Annotated in this window: 14 protein-coding genes and 1 pseudogene; 7 read left to right on the top strand and 8 right to left on the bottom strand. The window is 65.8% G+C overall.

Annotation, left to right across the window (positions count from 1 at the left end):
- Nucleotides 1-56: 56 nt before the first annotated feature.
- Both ACK4IU_RS03575 and murD read left to right on the top strand, forming a co-directional pair.
- Nucleotides 57-677, top strand: coding sequence for a hypothetical protein (locus ACK4IU_RS03575; protein ID WP_409731755.1), 621 nt, complete (start codon nucleotides 57-59; stop codon nucleotides 675-677).
- Between the two features lie 182 nt (nucleotides 678-859).
- Nucleotides 860-2,260: a UDP-N-acetylmuramoyl-L-alanine--D-glutamate ligase gene (gene murD, locus ACK4IU_RS03570; protein ID WP_409731753.1), complete on the top strand. Its 1,401-nt coding sequence runs from the start codon at nucleotides 860-862 to the stop codon at nucleotides 2,258-2,260.
- Nucleotides 2,261-2,523: 263 nt separating this feature from the next.
- Here the strand turns inward: murD and ACK4IU_RS03565 are convergent, their stop codons facing one another.
- The 7 genes from ACK4IU_RS03565 to ACK4IU_RS03535 all read right to left on the bottom strand — a co-directional run bounded on the left by ACK4IU_RS03565 (nucleotide 2,524) and on the right by ACK4IU_RS03535 (nucleotide 9,774).
- Nucleotides 2,524-3,582, bottom strand: a complete 1,059-nt coding sequence (locus ACK4IU_RS03565; RefSeq protein WP_409731751.1) for a Gfo/Idh/MocA family protein — start codon at nucleotides 3,580-3,582, stop codon at nucleotides 2,524-2,526.
- A complete protein-coding gene (locus tag ACK4IU_RS03560) occupies nucleotides 3,582-4,367 on the bottom strand; it encodes a ThuA domain-containing protein (RefSeq protein WP_409731749.1) in 786 nt (261 codons plus the stop codon). The genes ACK4IU_RS03565 and ACK4IU_RS03560 overlap by 1 nt, the downstream gene beginning before the upstream one ends.
- Nucleotides 4,368-4,427: 60 nt before the next feature.
- Nucleotides 4,428-5,429 carry an ABC transporter ATP-binding protein gene (locus ACK4IU_RS03555; RefSeq protein WP_149588868.1) on the bottom strand — a complete coding sequence of 334 codons (1,002 nt, stop codon included), beginning with the start codon at nucleotides 5,427-5,429 and terminating at the stop codon, nucleotides 4,428-4,430.
- A 4-nt stretch (nucleotides 5,430-5,433) separates the two neighbouring features.
- Complete coding sequence (locus ACK4IU_RS03550; RefSeq protein ID WP_409731746.1) at nucleotides 5,434-6,267, bottom strand: carbohydrate ABC transporter permease; 834 nt, start codon at nucleotides 6,265-6,267, stop codon at nucleotides 5,434-5,436.
- Nucleotides 6,264-7,229 carry a carbohydrate ABC transporter permease gene (locus ACK4IU_RS03545; RefSeq protein ID WP_409731744.1) on the bottom strand — a complete coding sequence of 322 codons (966 nt, stop codon included), beginning with the start codon at nucleotides 7,227-7,229 and terminating at the stop codon, nucleotides 6,264-6,266. Before ACK4IU_RS03545 ends, ACK4IU_RS03550 begins: the two co-directional genes overlap by 4 nt.
- Before the next feature lie 111 nt (nucleotides 7,230-7,340).
- Nucleotides 7,341-8,618: an ABC transporter substrate-binding protein gene (locus ACK4IU_RS03540; protein ID WP_409731741.1), complete on the bottom strand. Its 1,278-nt coding sequence runs from the start codon at nucleotides 8,616-8,618 to the stop codon at nucleotides 7,341-7,343.
- Nucleotides 8,619-8,742: 124 nt separating this feature from the next.
- Nucleotides 8,743-9,774, bottom strand: coding sequence for a substrate-binding domain-containing protein (locus ACK4IU_RS03535; RefSeq protein WP_409731740.1), 1,032 nt, complete (start codon nucleotides 9,772-9,774; stop codon nucleotides 8,743-8,745).
- A gap of 416 nt (nucleotides 9,775-10,190) precedes the next feature.
- Between ACK4IU_RS03535 and ACK4IU_RS03530 the strand changes: the two genes are divergently transcribed.
- From ACK4IU_RS03530 to ACK4IU_RS03515, 4 genes are all read left to right on the top strand, one after another.
- Nucleotides 10,191-11,318 carry an extracellular solute-binding protein gene (locus ACK4IU_RS03530; protein WP_409731737.1) on the top strand — a complete coding sequence of 376 codons (1,128 nt, stop codon included), beginning with the start codon at nucleotides 10,191-10,193 and terminating at the stop codon, nucleotides 11,316-11,318.
- A 177-nt stretch (nucleotides 11,319-11,495) separates the two neighbouring features.
- Nucleotides 11,496-12,575, top strand: a complete 1,080-nt coding sequence (locus tag ACK4IU_RS03525; protein WP_409731735.1) for an ABC transporter ATP-binding protein — start codon at nucleotides 11,496-11,498, stop codon at nucleotides 12,573-12,575.
- Between the two features lie 4 nt (nucleotides 12,576-12,579).
- Nucleotides 12,580-13,506 (top strand): ABC transporter permease, encoded by a 927-nt coding sequence (locus ACK4IU_RS03520; RefSeq protein WP_409731733.1) that lies wholly within the window; start codon nucleotides 12,580-12,582, stop codon nucleotides 13,504-13,506.
- A 9-nt stretch (nucleotides 13,507-13,515) separates the two neighbouring features.
- The gene (locus ACK4IU_RS03515) at nucleotides 13,516-14,385 is read left to right on the top strand and encodes an ABC transporter permease (RefSeq protein ID WP_409731731.1); all 870 of its coding nucleotides are present in this window, start codon (nucleotides 13,516-13,518) and stop codon (nucleotides 14,383-14,385) included.
- Between the two features lie 179 nt (nucleotides 14,386-14,564).
- Here ACK4IU_RS03515 and ACK4IU_RS03510 read toward each other — a convergent pair whose 3' ends face one another.
- The gene (locus ACK4IU_RS03510) at nucleotides 14,565-15,365 is read right to left on the bottom strand and encodes an alpha/beta hydrolase (RefSeq protein WP_409731729.1); all 801 of its coding nucleotides are present in this window, start codon (nucleotides 15,363-15,365) and stop codon (nucleotides 14,565-14,567) included.
- A 163-nt stretch (nucleotides 15,366-15,528) separates the two neighbouring features.
- On the opposite strand from ACK4IU_RS03510, the pseudogene ACK4IU_RS03505 reads away from it, so the two are divergent.
- Nucleotides 15,529-15,688 (top strand): annotated as a pseudogene (locus ACK4IU_RS03505) (phosphate ABC transporter ATP-binding protein); the annotation flags it as partial.

Below are 15,688 nucleotides of genomic sequence, written 5' to 3'. Positions count from 1 at the left end.
CACTTGCCTTCACCCGGACGAAAGACTGCGCCGATGCTGTCCTGTCCAGAGCACGGTTGCCCGAGGGCGGCTTTTTCAAACGGCTGAGAAGCCTCGAACAATCCGCCGACAGGCTTAGGGCGGGCGCGGCGCAGCCCGGTCCGCCCAATGGCGCGGATAGCCCCGAGGCGCTGGGCGCGTGCCTTGGCAGGTTTCTGCCGGTGATCTCCCATTTCCGGACATCCCGTCCGATCAGCGTCATTGAAATGGCGGACCCGGAATTTGCGTTGCGTCATGCGGACGGGCCGGAAAACGGGGACCAGCATTCCCCTCAGCCAGAGGGAAGGTCGCATACCCTTGATCTGGACCCGGTGGCCTTCAGTCCTGCCTTCTTCCGGCTTGTCGATCATTTTCCTGATCCGAAGGATGCCCCGGCCTTTTCGCCTGTCTTCGTCTGGATCATCCCCTTGCTCATTCGCCTGATCTCGCCTCTAGGGGTGTTGCAGGAGCTCAGTGCCGAAATGGCCGATCTCGATCTGGATGGCGATTTGCTCGAACGGCATTTGCGCCTGCAAATGCTCCGACCCTATACCTACGAGGCCTTTGGGGATCATGGGACCTCTATGCAGGCAGTGCCTGCGGTCCAAGCGACAACGGAAGCGGAATCCTCCCGTGCCAGTCCGAACCGCCTGCTCTGATCCGGTTTGATGTTTGGCAGGCCAAGCTGTCCTGCCAGCCGATAAGATCCTGCCCCTGATCTCCTATCCAACATGTTGAAATTATTACATCATACCCCCTCTCCTCCGTGGGAAGGGTCCAAATCCCTTGCAGCCTCCCGCCCGCTCCCCTATCCCTTGCCCCGAACGCAAGGAGGGCACCCATGATCCCCGTTACCGGCTACAAGGGCCAGAAGGTGGCCGTCCTCGGCCTCGGCCGCTCGGGCCTTGCCACCGCCGAGGCCCTGGCCGCCGGGGGCGCCACTCCGCTTCTGTGGGACGACAGCCCCGAAGCCCGCGCCAAGGCCGAAGCGGCGGGCCACAGCCTCAGCGATCTGACCCGGCACTCGGCGCTGGACGGAGTCGCCGCGCTGATCACCTCGCCCGGCATCCCCCACCTCTACCCCCAGCCCAACAGGATCATCGCCCGCGCGCTGGAGATGGGCATCCCGGTCGACAACGACATCGGCCTGTTCTTCGCCAGTTACGCTACCCCCGCCTGGGACGATTTCGAGACTCCCCCCCGCGTCATTGCCATCACCGGCTCGAACGGCAAGTCGACGACGACGGCGCTGATCCATCATATCCTGCAAGTGGCAGGGAAGCCCACGCAGATGGCGGGCAACACAGGCAAGGGCGTGCTGTCGATTGACCCGCTTGGCGACGGCGAGGTGGTGGTGCTGGAACTGTCCTCCTACCAGACCGAGCTTGCCCGGGCGCTTACGCCCGATGTGGCGGTTTTCACCAACCTCTCGCCCGATCACCTGGACCGGCACGGCGGGATGGGCGGCTATTTCGCGGCGAAGGCGCGGCTCTTCACGATGGGTGGGCCGGACCGGGCCGTGGTGGGCGTGGACGAGGTCGAGGGGCGCTATCTTGCCGGCGCACTTGCGCAGGGGCCGGGGGACGACCGGGTGATCCGGGTTTCGTCGGGGCAGAAGCTGGAAGGCTTCGGCTGGTCGGTCTTTGCCCGGAAGGGGTTCCTGGCGGAATGGCGCAAGGGGCGGCAGGTGGCCTCCATCGATCTGCGCGAGGTCAAGGGCCTGCCGGGGGCGCACAACCACCAGAACGCCTGCGCGGCCTATGCGGCGTGCCGCTCGCTCGGCATCGCTCCGAAGCTGATCGAGGGGGCGTTGCACTCCTTCGCGGGCCTGCCGCATCGCAGCCAGCTGGTGGACGAACGCGGCGGGGTGCGGTTCGTGAACGACTCGAAGGCCACGAACGTGGACAGCGCCGCCAAGGCGTTGCAGGCCTTCCCGAGGATCCGCTGGATCGCCGGGGGGCTGGGCAAGGAGGGGGGCATCGCCGCGCTCGCGCCGCATCTGGGATCGGTGGTGAAGGCCTATCTCATCGGCCATTCCGCCCGCGACTTCGCCTTGCAGATCGGGCAGACCCCGCACGAGATCTGCGAGACGATGGAGCGTGCCGTGGCCCGCGCGGCCGAAGAGGCGCAGGCGGGAGAGGTCGTGCTCCTCGCCCCGGCGGCGGCGAGCTTCGACCAGTATCCGAACTTCGAGAAGCGCGGCGAGGATTTCACCGCACGGGTCAAGGCGCTGATCGGGTGAAGGCAGCGCCGGGCGGGGCGGTTTACTGAAGGAGCGCTGACGCGCGGAGACTCCTCGTGTCGTCGTCGGCCTTCGCCTCCTCCTCGCGTCCTTGGGGGCGCTTCGCCCCCCAAACCCCCCGAGAGTATTTGTGAAAGGGCAAGTGCAATTGCCTTTTTCCAAATACTCCCGCGCGGAGCGCCCTCCGAGGAGGAGGCGCAGGCCGACGACGAGAGCAAAGGCTTGCGCGTCAGCGCTCCTTTCGGCTCCCGTCGCCGGACGGGTCAGACCGCGAGCAGTTTCCCGTCCTGGCCTGCCGAGGCCTCGGCCTTGTCGAGCAGCACCTGCAATGCGGCGCCGCGGGCGAAATCGGGCTCGGCGGGGCCCTCGCCGCGGATCGCGGCGATGAAGCGCTGATAGACGGTCGGCACGGGCGGGCAGTCCACGTCGTGCCAGCGGCCCTCGCGAATGTCCTCCTCGCCCAGACAGGCGCGCAGCGCGCTGATTCCCTTCTCGAAGCGCACCTCAATTCCGCCCTTCAGCCCGTAGAGCCGAAGCCGCAGGTCGTTGAGATGCCCGGTGGCAAAGCGCGTCGCCGCAACGGTGCCGAGCGCGCCATTGGCCAGCCGGACCTGCATCGTCGCGCTGTCGTTGGCGTCCAGCACATAATCGCCGATCCGCCCGCCCGGCGCCTTGTCGAAGGTCTGGAGGAGGCAGGAGACCTGCGTCGCCTCCATCCCGGCGATGAAGGTCGCAAAGTCGAGGATGTGGATGCCGACATCGCCCAGCACCCCCTTCGATCCATGCCGTGTGGACAGCCGCCAGAGCCATTGCGGCTCGCGGTCCCAGTGGCCCCAGGCGGGCTGGGTGAGCCAGCTTTGCAGATACGACGCCTCGAAATGCCGGATGTCGCCGATGGCGCCCTCGCGCACCATCCGGGCGGCCTGCTGCAGGGCCGGGACATTGCGGTAGGTGAGGTTCACCATGTTGACGACGCCCGCCCTGGCCGCCGCCGCCGCCATTTCCTGTGCATGGGCGGCATTGGTGGCCAGCGGCTTTTCGCACAGCACATGCTTGCCCGCCGCCAGCAAGGGCAGGGTGGTCGCGTAATGGGCGGCGTCGGGCGTGACGTTCGTCACCGCGTCGAACTCGCCCCAGGCAAGGGCCTCGTCCACCGAGGCAAAGCCATGCGGGATGTCATGGGCGGCACGGAAGGCGGCGAGCTGTTCGGGCCGGGTGTCGATCCCGGCGACGAGCGTTACGCCGGGGATGGCGGCGAAATGTTCGGCATGGTTCTTCGCCATGCCGCCGGTGCCGAGGATCAGGAGGCGGACGGGCTGCATCAGCGGAACCCCGCCTCGCCGTCGTGGTGCAGGCGGGGCCCGCGTTCCTCCAAGGGCTCCAGCGTCTTGCCGATCGGCCGGTTCGGGGCATCGGTGGGTTTGGCCAGCCGTGCCTCGGGGTTGAAGGCCCAGCGGACGCCGTTCGCGATGACCTTCTGCACCATGGGCTGGTGATAGGTCGGATAGGTTTCATGCCCCGGGCGGAAGTAGAAGATGTTGCCCGCGCCGCGCCGGTAGGTCAGGCCCGACCGGAACACCTCGCCGCCCTGGAACCACGACACGAAGACGGTTTCCAGCGGCTCCGGCACGCCGAAGGGCTCGCCATACATTTCCTCGTATTCGATCTCGAAGTGGTCGGGGATCCCCCGGGCGATGGGGTGCTGGCGCGAGGTGACCCACAGACGCTCCCGTTCCCCGGCCTCGCGCCACGAGAGGTTGCACGGCGCGCCCATCAGACGCTTGAAGGGTTTGGAGAAATGCGCGGAATGCAGGAAGATCACGCCCATGCCGGACCAGACGGCCTCGGCCACGCGCTCCACCACCTCGTCCTTGACCTCGCCATGGGCGGCATGGCCCCACCAGATCAGGACATCGGTTTCCGCGAGCCTCGAAGCGGTCATCCCGTGTTCGGGGTCCTGCAGCGTGACCGTGGTCGCGGTGATCCCGTCTTCCTTGTTCAGGAACTCGGCGATCGTGCCGTGCATGGTCTTGGGGTAGACCTCGGCCACCACCTTGTTCTTCTGCTCGTGGACGTTCTCGCCCCACACGGTGACGCGGATGGTCATGGATAGTCTCCTTGGAAATGATGCGCGCCCGGGATCGGCCCCAAGCGCGCGGGACAGGTGTCAGCGGACGGGCTTGCCGTCCTTGTCGAAGCGGTAGAGATGACCGGGCTTCGGCGCGATCGAGACGCGGGTGCCCACCGGGATCGTCGCCTTGCCGGGGCGGCGGACGATGACGGGTTCGTCGCTGCCGATCTCCACGAAGAGGAAATGGTCCGAGCCCAGGTCCTCCACGTGCAGGACCTCGCCGGTCCAGGGGCTGTTGTCCACCACCTCCAGATGTTCCGACCGGACGCCGAGCGTGGTGCAGCCCTCGGCCTCGGCGAACTTGCCGGTCAGGAAGTTCATCTTCGGGCTGCCGATGAAGCCCGCGACGAAGAGCGAGTTCGGATGCTCGTAAAGCTCGGCCGGCGTGCCCGCCTGTTCCAGCCGCCCGTCGCGCAGGACCGCGATCCGGTCGGCCAGGGTCATCGCCTCGACCTGGTCGTGCGTCACATAGATCATGGTGACGTTCGACATCGAGTGGTGGAGTTTCGCGATCTCGAGCCGCGTCTGCACCCGCAGCGCCGCGTCGAGGTTCGAGAGCGGCTCGTCGAACAGGAACACCCGCGGGTCGCGCACGATGGCGCGGCCGATGGCGACGCGCTGGCGCTGGCCGCCCGACAGCTGCTTCGGCAGGCGGTCGAGCAGGTGGTCGATCTGGAGCAGCTTGGCGGCGTTCTCCACGCGCTTCCTGATCTCGGCGTCGCTGGTCTTGTCCAGCTTCATCCCGAAGGCCATGTTGTCATAGACCTTCATGTGCGGATACAGCGCGTAGCTCTGGAACACCATGGCGATGCCGCGCTTGGACGGGATCAGGTTGTTCACCCTTTCCCCGTCGAACAGCATGTCGCCGGTGGTGATCTCCTCCAGCCCCGAGATCAGGCGCAGAAGCGTGGACTTGCCGCAGCCCGAAGGCCCGACGAAGACCATGAACTCGCCCTTCTCGATGGTCAGGTCGATGCCCTTGATGACCTGGACGGCGCCATAGGACTTGGTGACGTTCTTCAGTTCGATCTTTGCCATGATGTCAGCCCTTCACGCCGCCCGCGGTGAGCCCCGCGACGATCTTGCGTTGGAAAATGAGGACGAGGATGATGAGCGGAACGGTCACGATGACCGAGGCCGCCATGATCGGACCCCAGGGAATCTCCTGCTGGCTTGCGCCGGAAAGAAGGCCGATCGCCACCGGCACCGTCCGGGTCGTCTCGGACGAGGTGAAGGTGAGCGCGAACAGGAATTCGTTCCAGGCGCCGATGAAGGCCAGGAGGCCGGTCGTCACCAGGGCGGGCCAGAGAAGCGGCAGGAAGACCCTGGTGATGATGATCCAGGGGGTAGCGCCGTCCACGATGGCGGCTTCCTCGATTTCCACGGGAAGGTCGCGCATGAAGGTGGTCAGCACCCAGACCGTGAAGGGCAGGGTGAAGATCACATAGGACAGGATCATCGCCCAGGGCGTGTTGAAGATGCCGAGGAAGCGCACCAGCTCGAACAGGCCGGCAAGGACCGCGATCTGCGGGAACATCGACACCGCGAGGATCATCATGAGCAGAAGCCCCCGCCCCCGGAACCGCACCCGGGCCAGCGCGTAGGAGGCGGTGACGGCGAGGAACAGGGCGAAGACCACGGTCGTCGTTGCGATGAAGACCGAGTTCCAGATCGAGCGCACGAAGTTGCGCCCGCCCAGCACCGTCTCGTAGTTGGCCCAGGAGAAGACCCGGGGCCAGTAGTTGATCTTGAACAGGTCCGTCCCGGTCGTGAACGAGGTCACGATCGCGTAGTAGAACGGAAAGACCGAGAAGACGACGATCACCACGACCAGCGCGTAGAAGCCGATGGTCGACAGAAGCTTCTGACCGCTCATTTCTGGCCCTCCCCGGACAAATCGACCTTGCCCAGCCAGATGTAGAGGCTGACGAAGACGGCGATGATGGCGAAGAGCAGCGTGGACTGCGCCGCGCCATAGGCGAACTTGTCGAAGTCGATCATGTTCTCGCGGCTGATGACCGACATGGTCTTGGTGGCGGCCGAGTTGGGAGTCAGCACATAGACCAGGTCGAAGATGCGCAGCGCGTCGAGCATGCGGAAGATGATCGCGACGGCCAGCGCGGGGCGGATCAGCGGCAGGGTGATCCTGAAGAACACCCTGACCGGGTTGATGCCGTCCAGCTTTGCCGCCTCGTAGATGTCGCGGGGGACCATCTGGAGTCCCGCGAGGATCAGCAGCGCCATGAAGGGCGTCGTCTTCCAGATGTCGACCATGAGGACGGCATACATTGCCGTCTCGGTCGAGGCGGTCCAGGCGATCTTCTGGCTGATGAGCCCGAGGTTCAGCATGATGTCGTTGATGATCCCGAACTGATCGTTCAGCATCCAGGCCCACATCTTCGCGCTGACGATGGTCGGGATCGCCCACGGGATCAGGATCGCGGCGCGGACGATGCCGCGGCCCTTGAATTCCGCGTTGAGGACCAGCGCCACGATCAGGCCCAGGACGGTCTCGAAGAAGACCGAGACGAAGGCGAAGCGCACCGTGTTCCAGACCGCGTTCCACCAGGCCGGATCGACCAGCGTCCCGCGCCAGATCCAGCGCCCCGATTCCAGGATGCGCAGCGACAGGTAGTTGTCGAAGCCGATGAACTCGCCGCCGTACAGGTTCGACAGCGCCGTGTTGGTCAGCGAGAACCAGATCGTGCGGATCAGCGGCCAGGCCGCGACGAAGAACAGTGCCGCCAGCATCGGCGCGATGAACCAGAAGGCCGCGCGCTGGCGCTGCTGGGTAAGGCTGAGCCCCCCGGCATTGGATGTCCCGTTCTGTGTTGACATGTGTCCCTCCCCTGCGGGCCCCCCCTCCGAGGCCCGTCTGTTGTCGAGGCGGGCGGCCGCTGCTGGGGTCAGGAGCCGCCCGCCGGTGGGGTCAGTCAGGTCCGGGAGGACTTACCAGCCCGACCCCTTGATGTCGTTCAGCTCGATTTCGAGCAGTTCCAGGTTCTCGGCCGCCGAGCCCTTGCCGGACAGGGTGTTGTGGACCGCCGACCAGAACTTCGCCGACACTTCGTTGTACTTGCCGAGCGTGGGCGCCGAGGGCCGCGGAACGGCGTTCAGGAACACGTCCTTCCACTGCGGGATGATCGGCTGCGCGGCGGCGATGTCGGGATCGTCGTAAAGTGCGATGATCGTCGGCAGGTTCGATTCGGCGATCGCGCGCTGCTTCTGCGCCTCGGGGCCGGCGAGATACATCGCCAGGCTGATCGCGGCTTCCTGCTTGGTCGAATATTTGGACACGGCCACGTTCCAGCCGCCCAGCGTCGCCGCCGACGGATCACCTTCCTTGCCGACCGGCAGGGTGGTCACGCCGAAGAGACCCTTGACCGCCGAGTCGTCGCCGTTGCCCAGCGTGTAGGCATAGGGCCAGTTGCGCATGAAGACCGCGTTGCCGGTCTGCCAGACACCGCGGGCTTCCTCTTCCTGGTAGGCCAGGACGCCTGCCGGGCTGATCGTGCCGACCCAGGATTTCGCCTGCTCGAGCGCCGCGACCGCGTTCGGGTTGTTGATCGAGATCGTGCCGTCCGGCTCGACGATCTGGCCGCCGCCGTGCGACTTGACCCATTCCAGCGCATCGCAGGTCAGCCCTTCATAGGCGTTGCCCTGCCAGACGAAGCCCCAGAGGTCCTTCTTGCCCTCGGCGCGTTCCGCGTCCTGGATCATCTGCGCGGTCTCGGTCAGCTCGGCCCAGGTCTTCGGCGGCTGTTTGCCGTACTTCTCCAGCAGGTCCTTGCGGTAGTAGAGCGCGGGCGCGTCGGTGAAGATCGGCAGCGCGACCAGCTTGCCGTTCACGGTCTGCGATTCGATGATCGAGGGGAAGTGCTGCGGGATAAGGTCCTTGGCGGCCTCGGTCAGGTCCACGAAGTGGTCGGCCAGCTGCGGCGCCCAGATCACGTCGGTCTGGTAGAGGTCGATGTCGGTCGCGCCGGCGGCGAGCCACAGCCGGTACTGGCCGAACTGGTCGGTGGTCGAGGCCGGCATCGGGACCAGCGTCACGGTGTTGCCGGTGGCTTCTTCCCACGGCTTGACCAGCGCCTTGAAGTTCTCGACGGCGTTGCCGACGGCGCCGGAGACATAGAACAGTTCTTCTGCCGCTATCGGGGCGCCGAACACTGCAAGCATGGCTGCGGTGGCGGTCGCGCGCAAGGCGCGGCCTTTCATGATGGTCATTGGTTTTCCTCCCTGGGGCCGCCGGTGTGGCATGCCTTCTTCGGTGCAAAAACGTCCGGACGATCCCGAAACGTTTCGGAAAAGATAGTATCCAAAGCGCTTTCGGTCAACGATTCGATGTGGGTCAACGGTCGGCTGGCGGGGCGACCGAGTTACGCTCGATGAAGCTGTAGTGGCCTACGCGTTGCAGTCCGGCCAGCGGCTTGCCCGCGATCGCTCCGGCCAGGCAATCGGCCAGCGGCTCCCAGCTGTCGCGCAGCGGGGCCTTGGTCACGGTCAGCGCTGGGAAGAAGGCCGAGGCGCGCAGGGCCGGTAACTCGTCGTCATGCGCCACGACCGAGACGTCGCCCGGCACCGAAAGTCGAAGCGCGGCAAGGGCCTGGTAGGCGCCGCGGGCCAGACGGACGTTGCCGCAGACGATCGCCGTGGGACGCGGGGCGTTGCCCGAGAAGAGGCGGATGGTCCCGGTCAGGCCCTGCGCCTCGTCCATGTCGCCGTTCAGATGCAACTCGGGGATGTGCGGCGTCCCGGCAGCCCCCAGGGCGCGCAGATAGCCGGCCTCGCGCCTGCTGACATAGCTTCGACCGGCGATACCGTTCAGGAAGGCGATCCGCCGATGCCCGCGCGCAAGAAGATATTCGGTCAGATCATAGGCAAGTTGTTCATTTTCAATATCAAAGTAGGGATAGTCGATCGTTTCCCCGCTGCGGCCGTGGACGACGAAGGCGATCCCGGCGCGGCGCAGGAAGTCGATCCTCGGGTCCCGTTCCATCGGGTCGATCAGGACGAAGCCGTCCAGAAGCGCCGTGCCGATCAATTTCTGGTAGACAGGAAGCGGCGGTTCCTGTTCGGCCATGATGTGCAGCACGAACTGCATCCCCCGGCCCGAGAACTGGGCCGACAACCCTGCGACAACCTCCATGAAGATGCCGTCCTGGCCAATGTTGCGGTGCTGCGGAACCACGAGGCCGACGATGCCGGACCGGCCCGAGACCAGTTTGCGGGCCGAGACGTTCGGGTGATAGTTCATCGCCCGCGCCGTGGCCTTGACGCGCAGCCGGGTTTCCTCGCTGACGTCGGAATGATCGTTCAGCGCCCGGCTGACCTGGGTGATCGACAGGTCGAGACTGCGGGCAATGTCTTTCAGCGTGGCCATGGGCGATTCAATCTGACTCAAACCCCTTTGATAGGTATCCGAAACATTTCGGAACCGAAATGCAACGGTTTTCTTGCCCTGCGGCGGCGACGGATGCAGCGGGGCCGGGCAGGGCGGCGCACTCGGCGCGCGCCGTCCGCGTGGCTCCGGCTGCGGGTTCGGGGATGCCCGGCAGACGGCAGGGTAGTGCCACAGCGTGCAGCGGCCCTGCCAGGGGTTCACCGCAGGTTGAAGAGCCGCAGAGCGTCGTTGACAGCCCCACCCGAAGCGGGAGAAGCTTCCCCGGCATGGGCCGCCGCCTGAGGCTGACAACGTCCTGTTACATGGGCATTGCAATGAGGGGCCAGCGCGCCCGCGTGAACGAAAAGATCCGGGGACAGCTCGCGCCTTTGGGATATCAAACTGGGAGACCAACCGTGAAACATGACACTTCTGCCTTCAGCCGCCGCCGGTTCCTGAAGGGCTCGGCCGCCGGGGCCGGCATCCTGGCCGCTCCGGCCATCATCTCGTCGAAGGCGCTTGCCTCGTCGGGCGAACTGAACTTCACCGGCTGGGCCGGCTATCCGCTGTTCCAGGAGAAGATCTTCCCGACCTTCGAGGCCGCGACCGGCATCAAGGTCAACTTCAAGGAACTGCCGGACCAGGACACGATGTTCGCCGAGGCGAAGGTCGCGCTGGAAGCCGGCGGCATCGACGTGATCGAGCCGACGATCGACCGCTGGGGCGGCTGGAACTCGAACGGCCTCTTGCAGCCGTGGGACGAATCGAAACTGGCGATGGACAACTACCTGCCGGGCCTGGCCGACGGTGCGGCGGGCGAGCGCAGCCGCGCCGATGGCAAGCTGTTCTACGTCCCGTCAAACTGGGGCACCGAGGCGCTGGTGGTGAACGAGGCCGAGGCCAAGCTGTCCTCGCCGCCCTCGCTGGGCGACCTGTTCAACCCGGAGAACCCGGCCGTGCTGCGCCCCCATTCGACGCTGGCCGCGATGGGCCGCTGGCTGGACGCCCAGGGCAAGCTGCCGCGCCCGTGGATGGACGGCTACACCGACATGGCCGCGATGACCGAGCTGTGGGACATCGCGCTGGCCGAGGCGATCAAGGCCAAGGGCAACGTCGTGCAGTGGTGGTCGGGCGAGAACGAGGCCAATGCCGGCTTCACCGCCAACGGTGCAACCATCGGCCTGTGCTGGGATTCGACCGGCTTCAACCTGCGCAATGACGGCTACAAGTACATCGCCCCGGCCGAAGGCGCCTTCGCCTGGCACCAGGGCCTCGTGCTGATGAAGAACGCCAAGAACGTCGAGCAGGCGCACGAATGGGCCAAGTGGGCTTCGACCCCGGAAGGCTCGGCGCTCTGGGCGACCGCCTTCTCGTCGAACCCGGTCGGCAAGGGCTCGAGCGAGTTCATGGACCCGGCGGTGGCGGAATACTACAACGGCACCTTCAACGACGAGGCCCTGAACAAGCTGTGGTGGTGGCCGGAACAGTCGGCCGAGTTCATCGCCAAGCGGACCGAATACGCCGACAAGTACAAGGCGGCCTGATCGCCGTCCTGCCGCGATCCACGCCGGGCCCCAGCGGCCCGGCGTGACTTTTATGGGCGCTGGCACGGAATCTGGACGCAAACTCTGCCGCGATCTGGCGATACACATTGCGCTGGCCTGCCGGCCTGCTAGCCTGCACCCCAAAACAAGAAACGACCTCAGGGAGACAGACGCGCCATGAGCGCCGGTATCGATCTTGAAAACGTGTGCTGCGATTTCGGCACCTTCCGCGCCGTGGATAATGCAAACGTGTCCATCCGCCCCGGCGAGTTCTTCTCGTTCCTGGGCCCCTCGGGCTGCGGCAAGACCACAATCCTGCGCATGGTCTCGGGCTTCATCGAGCCGACCGAGGGCACGATCCGCATCGGCGGCAAGGATGTGAAGGGCACACGGCCGAACCAGCGCCCGACCGCGCTGATCTTCCAGAACCTTGCGCTTTTCCCGCTGATGCCGATCTGGGAAAACATCGCCTTCGGGCTGGAGGTTCGGGGCGTTGACAAGGCCACCCGCCGCAGGAAGGCCGAGGAATTGCTTAAACTGGTCGATCTGCCCGGTGCGGCCGACAAGATGGTCAGCCAGCTGTCGGGCGGGCAGAAGCAGCGCGTGGCGATCGCGCGGGCGCTGGCGGTCGAGCCGCAGGTGATGCTTCTGGACGAACCCCTGTCGGCGCTGGACCTGAAGCTGCGCCAGCACATGCGCGCGGAACTGCGCGCGATCCAGAAGCGGACTGGCGTGACCTTCATCTACATCACCCACGACCAGGGCGAGGCCTTGGCCATGTCCGACCGGGTGGGCGTCATGAGCCAGGGCCGCATCCAGCAGATCGCCGATCCCAAGGACATCTACAACAACCCCGTGAACGGCTTCGTCGCCAGTTTCGTGGGCGAGAACAACATCTTCACCGGCACTGTGGGTGCGGTGTCCAATGGCATGGCCGCCTTCGAGACGCCCGAGGGCAGCTTCCGCGCGCGCATCGCCCCCGAGGCGCAGGGCAAGCCGGTCAAGCTGTACGTCCGGCCAGAGCACACGCTTCTGTCCGACCGGGCGGGAGAAAACTCGATCCCGGTCACGGTGACGGAAGTCGCCTTCGAGGGCGCCTTCATCTCGGTCCATGCCCGGACCGAGAAGGGCATGATCCTTTCCGCCGAGATCCGCAACGACGGGCTGGCCACGGTGCCGGAACTGGGGACGCGGTTGCACGCGAGCTTCGACCCCGCCCGCGCGGCGCTTCTACCCGACGCAAACGTCAGGAGCTGATCCGATGCAGGACCTTCTTCGCCGCTATGGGCCGGGCCTGACCTTCATGATGGGGCTTCTGGTGGCCTTCTGGCTGCTGATGCTGGTCATCGTGCCGAATATCACGCTGTTCGAACAAAGCTTCCGGCCCTATCTGCCGGTGGTCGAGATAGGCGGCCCGCGCGACACCTATTCCTTGAACAACTACCTCAAGGTATTCGACGGCAAGGTGGAAAAGTCGTTCCTCGGCTTCGCCTTCACCATCCCGGTGCATGTCTACACCTTCTCGCTGACCATCTTCTATTCGATGCTGGTCACGGTGATCTGCTTCCTGATGGCCTATCCGCTGGCCTATTACCTCGCCAAGATCGTCAACCCCAAGTCGCTGCCGACGCTGCTTCTGCTGCTTTTCATCCCGCTCTGGGTGTCCGAGGTGCTGCGGGCCTTCGCCTGGTGGATCATCCTGGCCTTCAAGGGGCCGCTCAATGCGCTGTTGCAAGGCATCGGCCTGATCGAGGACCCGATCCGCTGGACCAACATGGGCTATGCCGGCGTGGTGATCGGTCTGGTCTATACCTACGTCCTGTTCATGCTGTTCCCGGTCTACAACGCCATCCAGTCGCTGGATTCGAACCAGATCGAGGCGGCCGAGGACCTGGGCGCGCCCTGGTGGAAGATCCACTGGCGCATCGTGCTGCCCCATGCCAAGCCGGGCATCGCCTCGGGTTCGGTCATGGTGTTCATGCTGTCGGCAGGCTCGCTGCTGGTGCCCTCGATCCTGGGTTCCACCACCTCGCAATGGTTCACCCAGACCATCGACCAGTGGTTCAAGGACGCGCTCGACTGGAACACGGCCTCGGCCTATGCCTTCCTGCTGCTTCTCGTCTGTACCCTTTTCGTCACGCTGGCGATGTGGGTGTTCCGCGTGAAGCTGTCGGACATCGCGAAGTAGGGAGCCGCCATGCACAAAGTGCGACAGAACCTCGCGCATCTCTACATGGTGCTGTTTCTCGTCTTCCTTCTGGCGCCGCTGGTCGTCATGTCCGGGGCGGCGTTCAACGACAGCAAGCTGCCCTCGATCGTGCCGTGGAAGGGCTGGACGACGGTCTGGTTCACCGAGATGGTCAACGACCAGCGCATGATGTGGGCCTTCGTCAACACGCTCTGGGTCGCGCTGGCGGTGGCGGTGATCGCCGTCATCATCGGCACCGCCTCGGCGATCCTGATCAATTCGATCTCGGGCCGGGTGCGCACGGTGCTTTATGGCCTGATGATCTCGACCATCCTGATCCCAGGCGTGGTGATCGGCATTTCCACCATGATCATGTGGACCAAACTGGGCGGTGCGCTGTTCGGACCGGACGGCAAGCCCTGGCCTTTCATTCCTGGCCTGCACCTCTCGGTCCTCGGGCAGGTCAGCTACATCGCCGCCATGGTGATGCTTCTGGTGCTGGCGCGGTTGCAAAGCTTTGATGCGGGGCTGGAAGAGGCGGCTTTGGACCTCGGCGCGAGCCACGCCCAGGTGATGCGCCGGATCCTTCTGCCGCACCTTTACCCGGCGATCGGGGCCGGGGCGGCGGTAGCCTTCTTCCAGTCGATCGAGAACTTCAACGTCACCCAGTTCACCCGGGGCGGGGCGGATACGCTGACGGTCTACGTGTTCTCGAAGGTGCGGTCGGGGATCACGCCGACGATCAACGCGCTCGCGTTCCTGTTGATCTGCGTGACCCTGGTGCTGGCGCTGGTCTACGAGATCAACCGCCGCCGCAAGGCGCGGATCGAGGCCGAACGCGAGGCCGAGGCGCGGAGGGCCGAGGCGGCGATGCTCTGACCGGACGCTCGTCGTCGACTGCGTCGCTCCTCGCCGGGGGCCGCCCGGCGAGGAGGCGACAGGGTCGCACGACGAGCGGTCCGGAGGGATTGCGCCTTGGTTTACGGGACGTGAATGTCCGCAGCCAGGGCATTGGAATTGCTGGGCGTGGCGGGACTGTCCGGCGTGGACAGCCCCGGTCAGAGCCCGTCCATCAGCACCGCGCAGAGCGGAGAGTCGGGGTCGCGGAGACCCTCGATCACGTCGAAGTGGTGCCGTCCGGGATCGACGGTCCAGGGGCAGCCCCATTCCTCGGCCAGGACGCGGGCCTGCCAGAGGAAGGCCGGGCGTTCGCCTGCGCCCACCCAGACATGCGCGCCGACCCCGTCGCGGAGACGCTGCCGGGCCGGGCTTTCCGCGGCGACCTCGGCCTCGTCCAGTTTCAGCGTCGCGTTCATCCCGGTGGCCAGCAGCGGCCCCATTTCCGACAGGGGCGAGATCGGCACCACCCGGGCCACCGGAACCGGGATGTCGGCGCAACCCATCCGGGCGGCCAGATGTCCACCGGCCGAATGTCCGGTCACCACCACCGGACCGGGCACGCGCGTTCCGACGAACCAGGCGGCCCGGGCGATCTCGGCCGTGATCTCGGCGATCCGGGCCGCCGGGGCCAAAGTGTAGCCGGGCATGGCGACCGCATAGCCGCGGGCCAGGGGGCCGGCGGCGAAATGCGACCAGTGCGATTTCGAGAACAGGTGCCAGTAGCCGCCGTGGACGAAGATCACCACGCCCTTCGGCGGCCCATCGGGCAGGAACAGGTCCAGCCTTTCGCGCGGGGAGGGGCCGTAGGCGAGATCCAGCTCGGCGCGCCGTCCCATGGCCTGCCGGAAGGCTGCGGCGGCTTCGGCCCAACGCTGCGGATAGGCGGCTGCACCGGGGATGAAGGCACCGTTCGCATAATCACGGTCGGGGTCGGGCCAGCGATAGGGTGGTGGGGTCACGGGCATGCTCCGGTCAGGCTCGGCAGACTGTGCCCAGCCGCCTGGTCGGCTGCAAGGGGGGGCGGGCGTGTCATTCTTCTGTTACAAAATCGTCGCACATGCTTCACCATGGCGGTCTAGAGCAATGTGGGCGATCGCCCATGTTGGCGGCACGGAGCAGGTCATGGATGACATTCGGGCGGCGGCAGCGGCCGTGGAGAATGCGACGGCGAAGATCTCGGCGCGGGGGGTGCAGGTCTATTACGGCCAGAACCACGCGCTGAAGGACGTGGACGTGGACATCCGGGACCGGGCGGTTACGGCCTTCATCGGGCCTTCGGGCT

It is taken from the genome of Tabrizicola flagellatus (assembly GCF_046295235.1).
GTDB classification, from domain to species: Bacteria; Pseudomonadota; Alphaproteobacteria; order Rhodobacterales; family Rhodobacteraceae; genus Tabrizicola; species Tabrizicola flagellata_A.
This window is presented reverse-complemented; position numbering and strand designations above follow the sequence as displayed.

Excerpts from the sequence above, each read along its gene's own strand:
- murD (WP_409731753.1), top strand. The coding sequence starts at position 860 with ATGATCCCCGTTACCGGCTACAAGGGCCAGAAGGTGGCCGTCCTCGGC.
- ACK4IU_RS03565 (WP_409731751.1), bottom strand. The coding sequence starts at position 3,582 with ATGCAGCCCGTCCGCCTCCTGATCCTCGGCACCGGCGGCATGGCGAAG.
- ACK4IU_RS03560 (WP_409731749.1), bottom strand. The coding sequence starts at position 4,367 with ATGACCATCCGCGTCACCGTGTGGGGCGAGAACGTCCACGAGCAGAAG.
- ACK4IU_RS03555 (WP_149588868.1), bottom strand. The coding sequence starts at position 5,429 with ATGGCAAAGATCGAACTGAAGAACGTCACCAAGTCCTATGGCGCCGTC.
- ACK4IU_RS03550 (WP_409731746.1), bottom strand. The coding sequence starts at position 6,267 with ATGAGCGGTCAGAAGCTTCTGTCGACCATCGGCTTCTACGCGCTGGTC.
- ACK4IU_RS03545 (WP_409731744.1), bottom strand. The coding sequence starts at position 7,229 with ATGTCAACACAGAACGGGACATCCAATGCCGGGGGGCTCAGCCTTACC.
- ACK4IU_RS03540 (WP_409731741.1), bottom strand. The coding sequence starts at position 8,618 with ATGACCATCATGAAAGGCCGCGCCTTGCGCGCGACCGCCACCGCAGCC.
- ACK4IU_RS03535 (WP_409731740.1), bottom strand. The coding sequence starts at position 9,774 with ATGGCCACGCTGAAAGACATTGCCCGCAGTCTCGACCTGTCGATCACC.
- ACK4IU_RS03525 (WP_409731735.1), top strand. The coding sequence starts at position 11,496 with ATGAGCGCCGGTATCGATCTTGAAAACGTGTGCTGCGATTTCGGCACC.
- ACK4IU_RS03520 (WP_409731733.1), top strand. The coding sequence starts at position 12,580 with ATGCAGGACCTTCTTCGCCGCTATGGGCCGGGCCTGACCTTCATGATG.
- ACK4IU_RS03515 (WP_409731731.1), top strand. The coding sequence starts at position 13,516 with ATGCACAAAGTGCGACAGAACCTCGCGCATCTCTACATGGTGCTGTTT.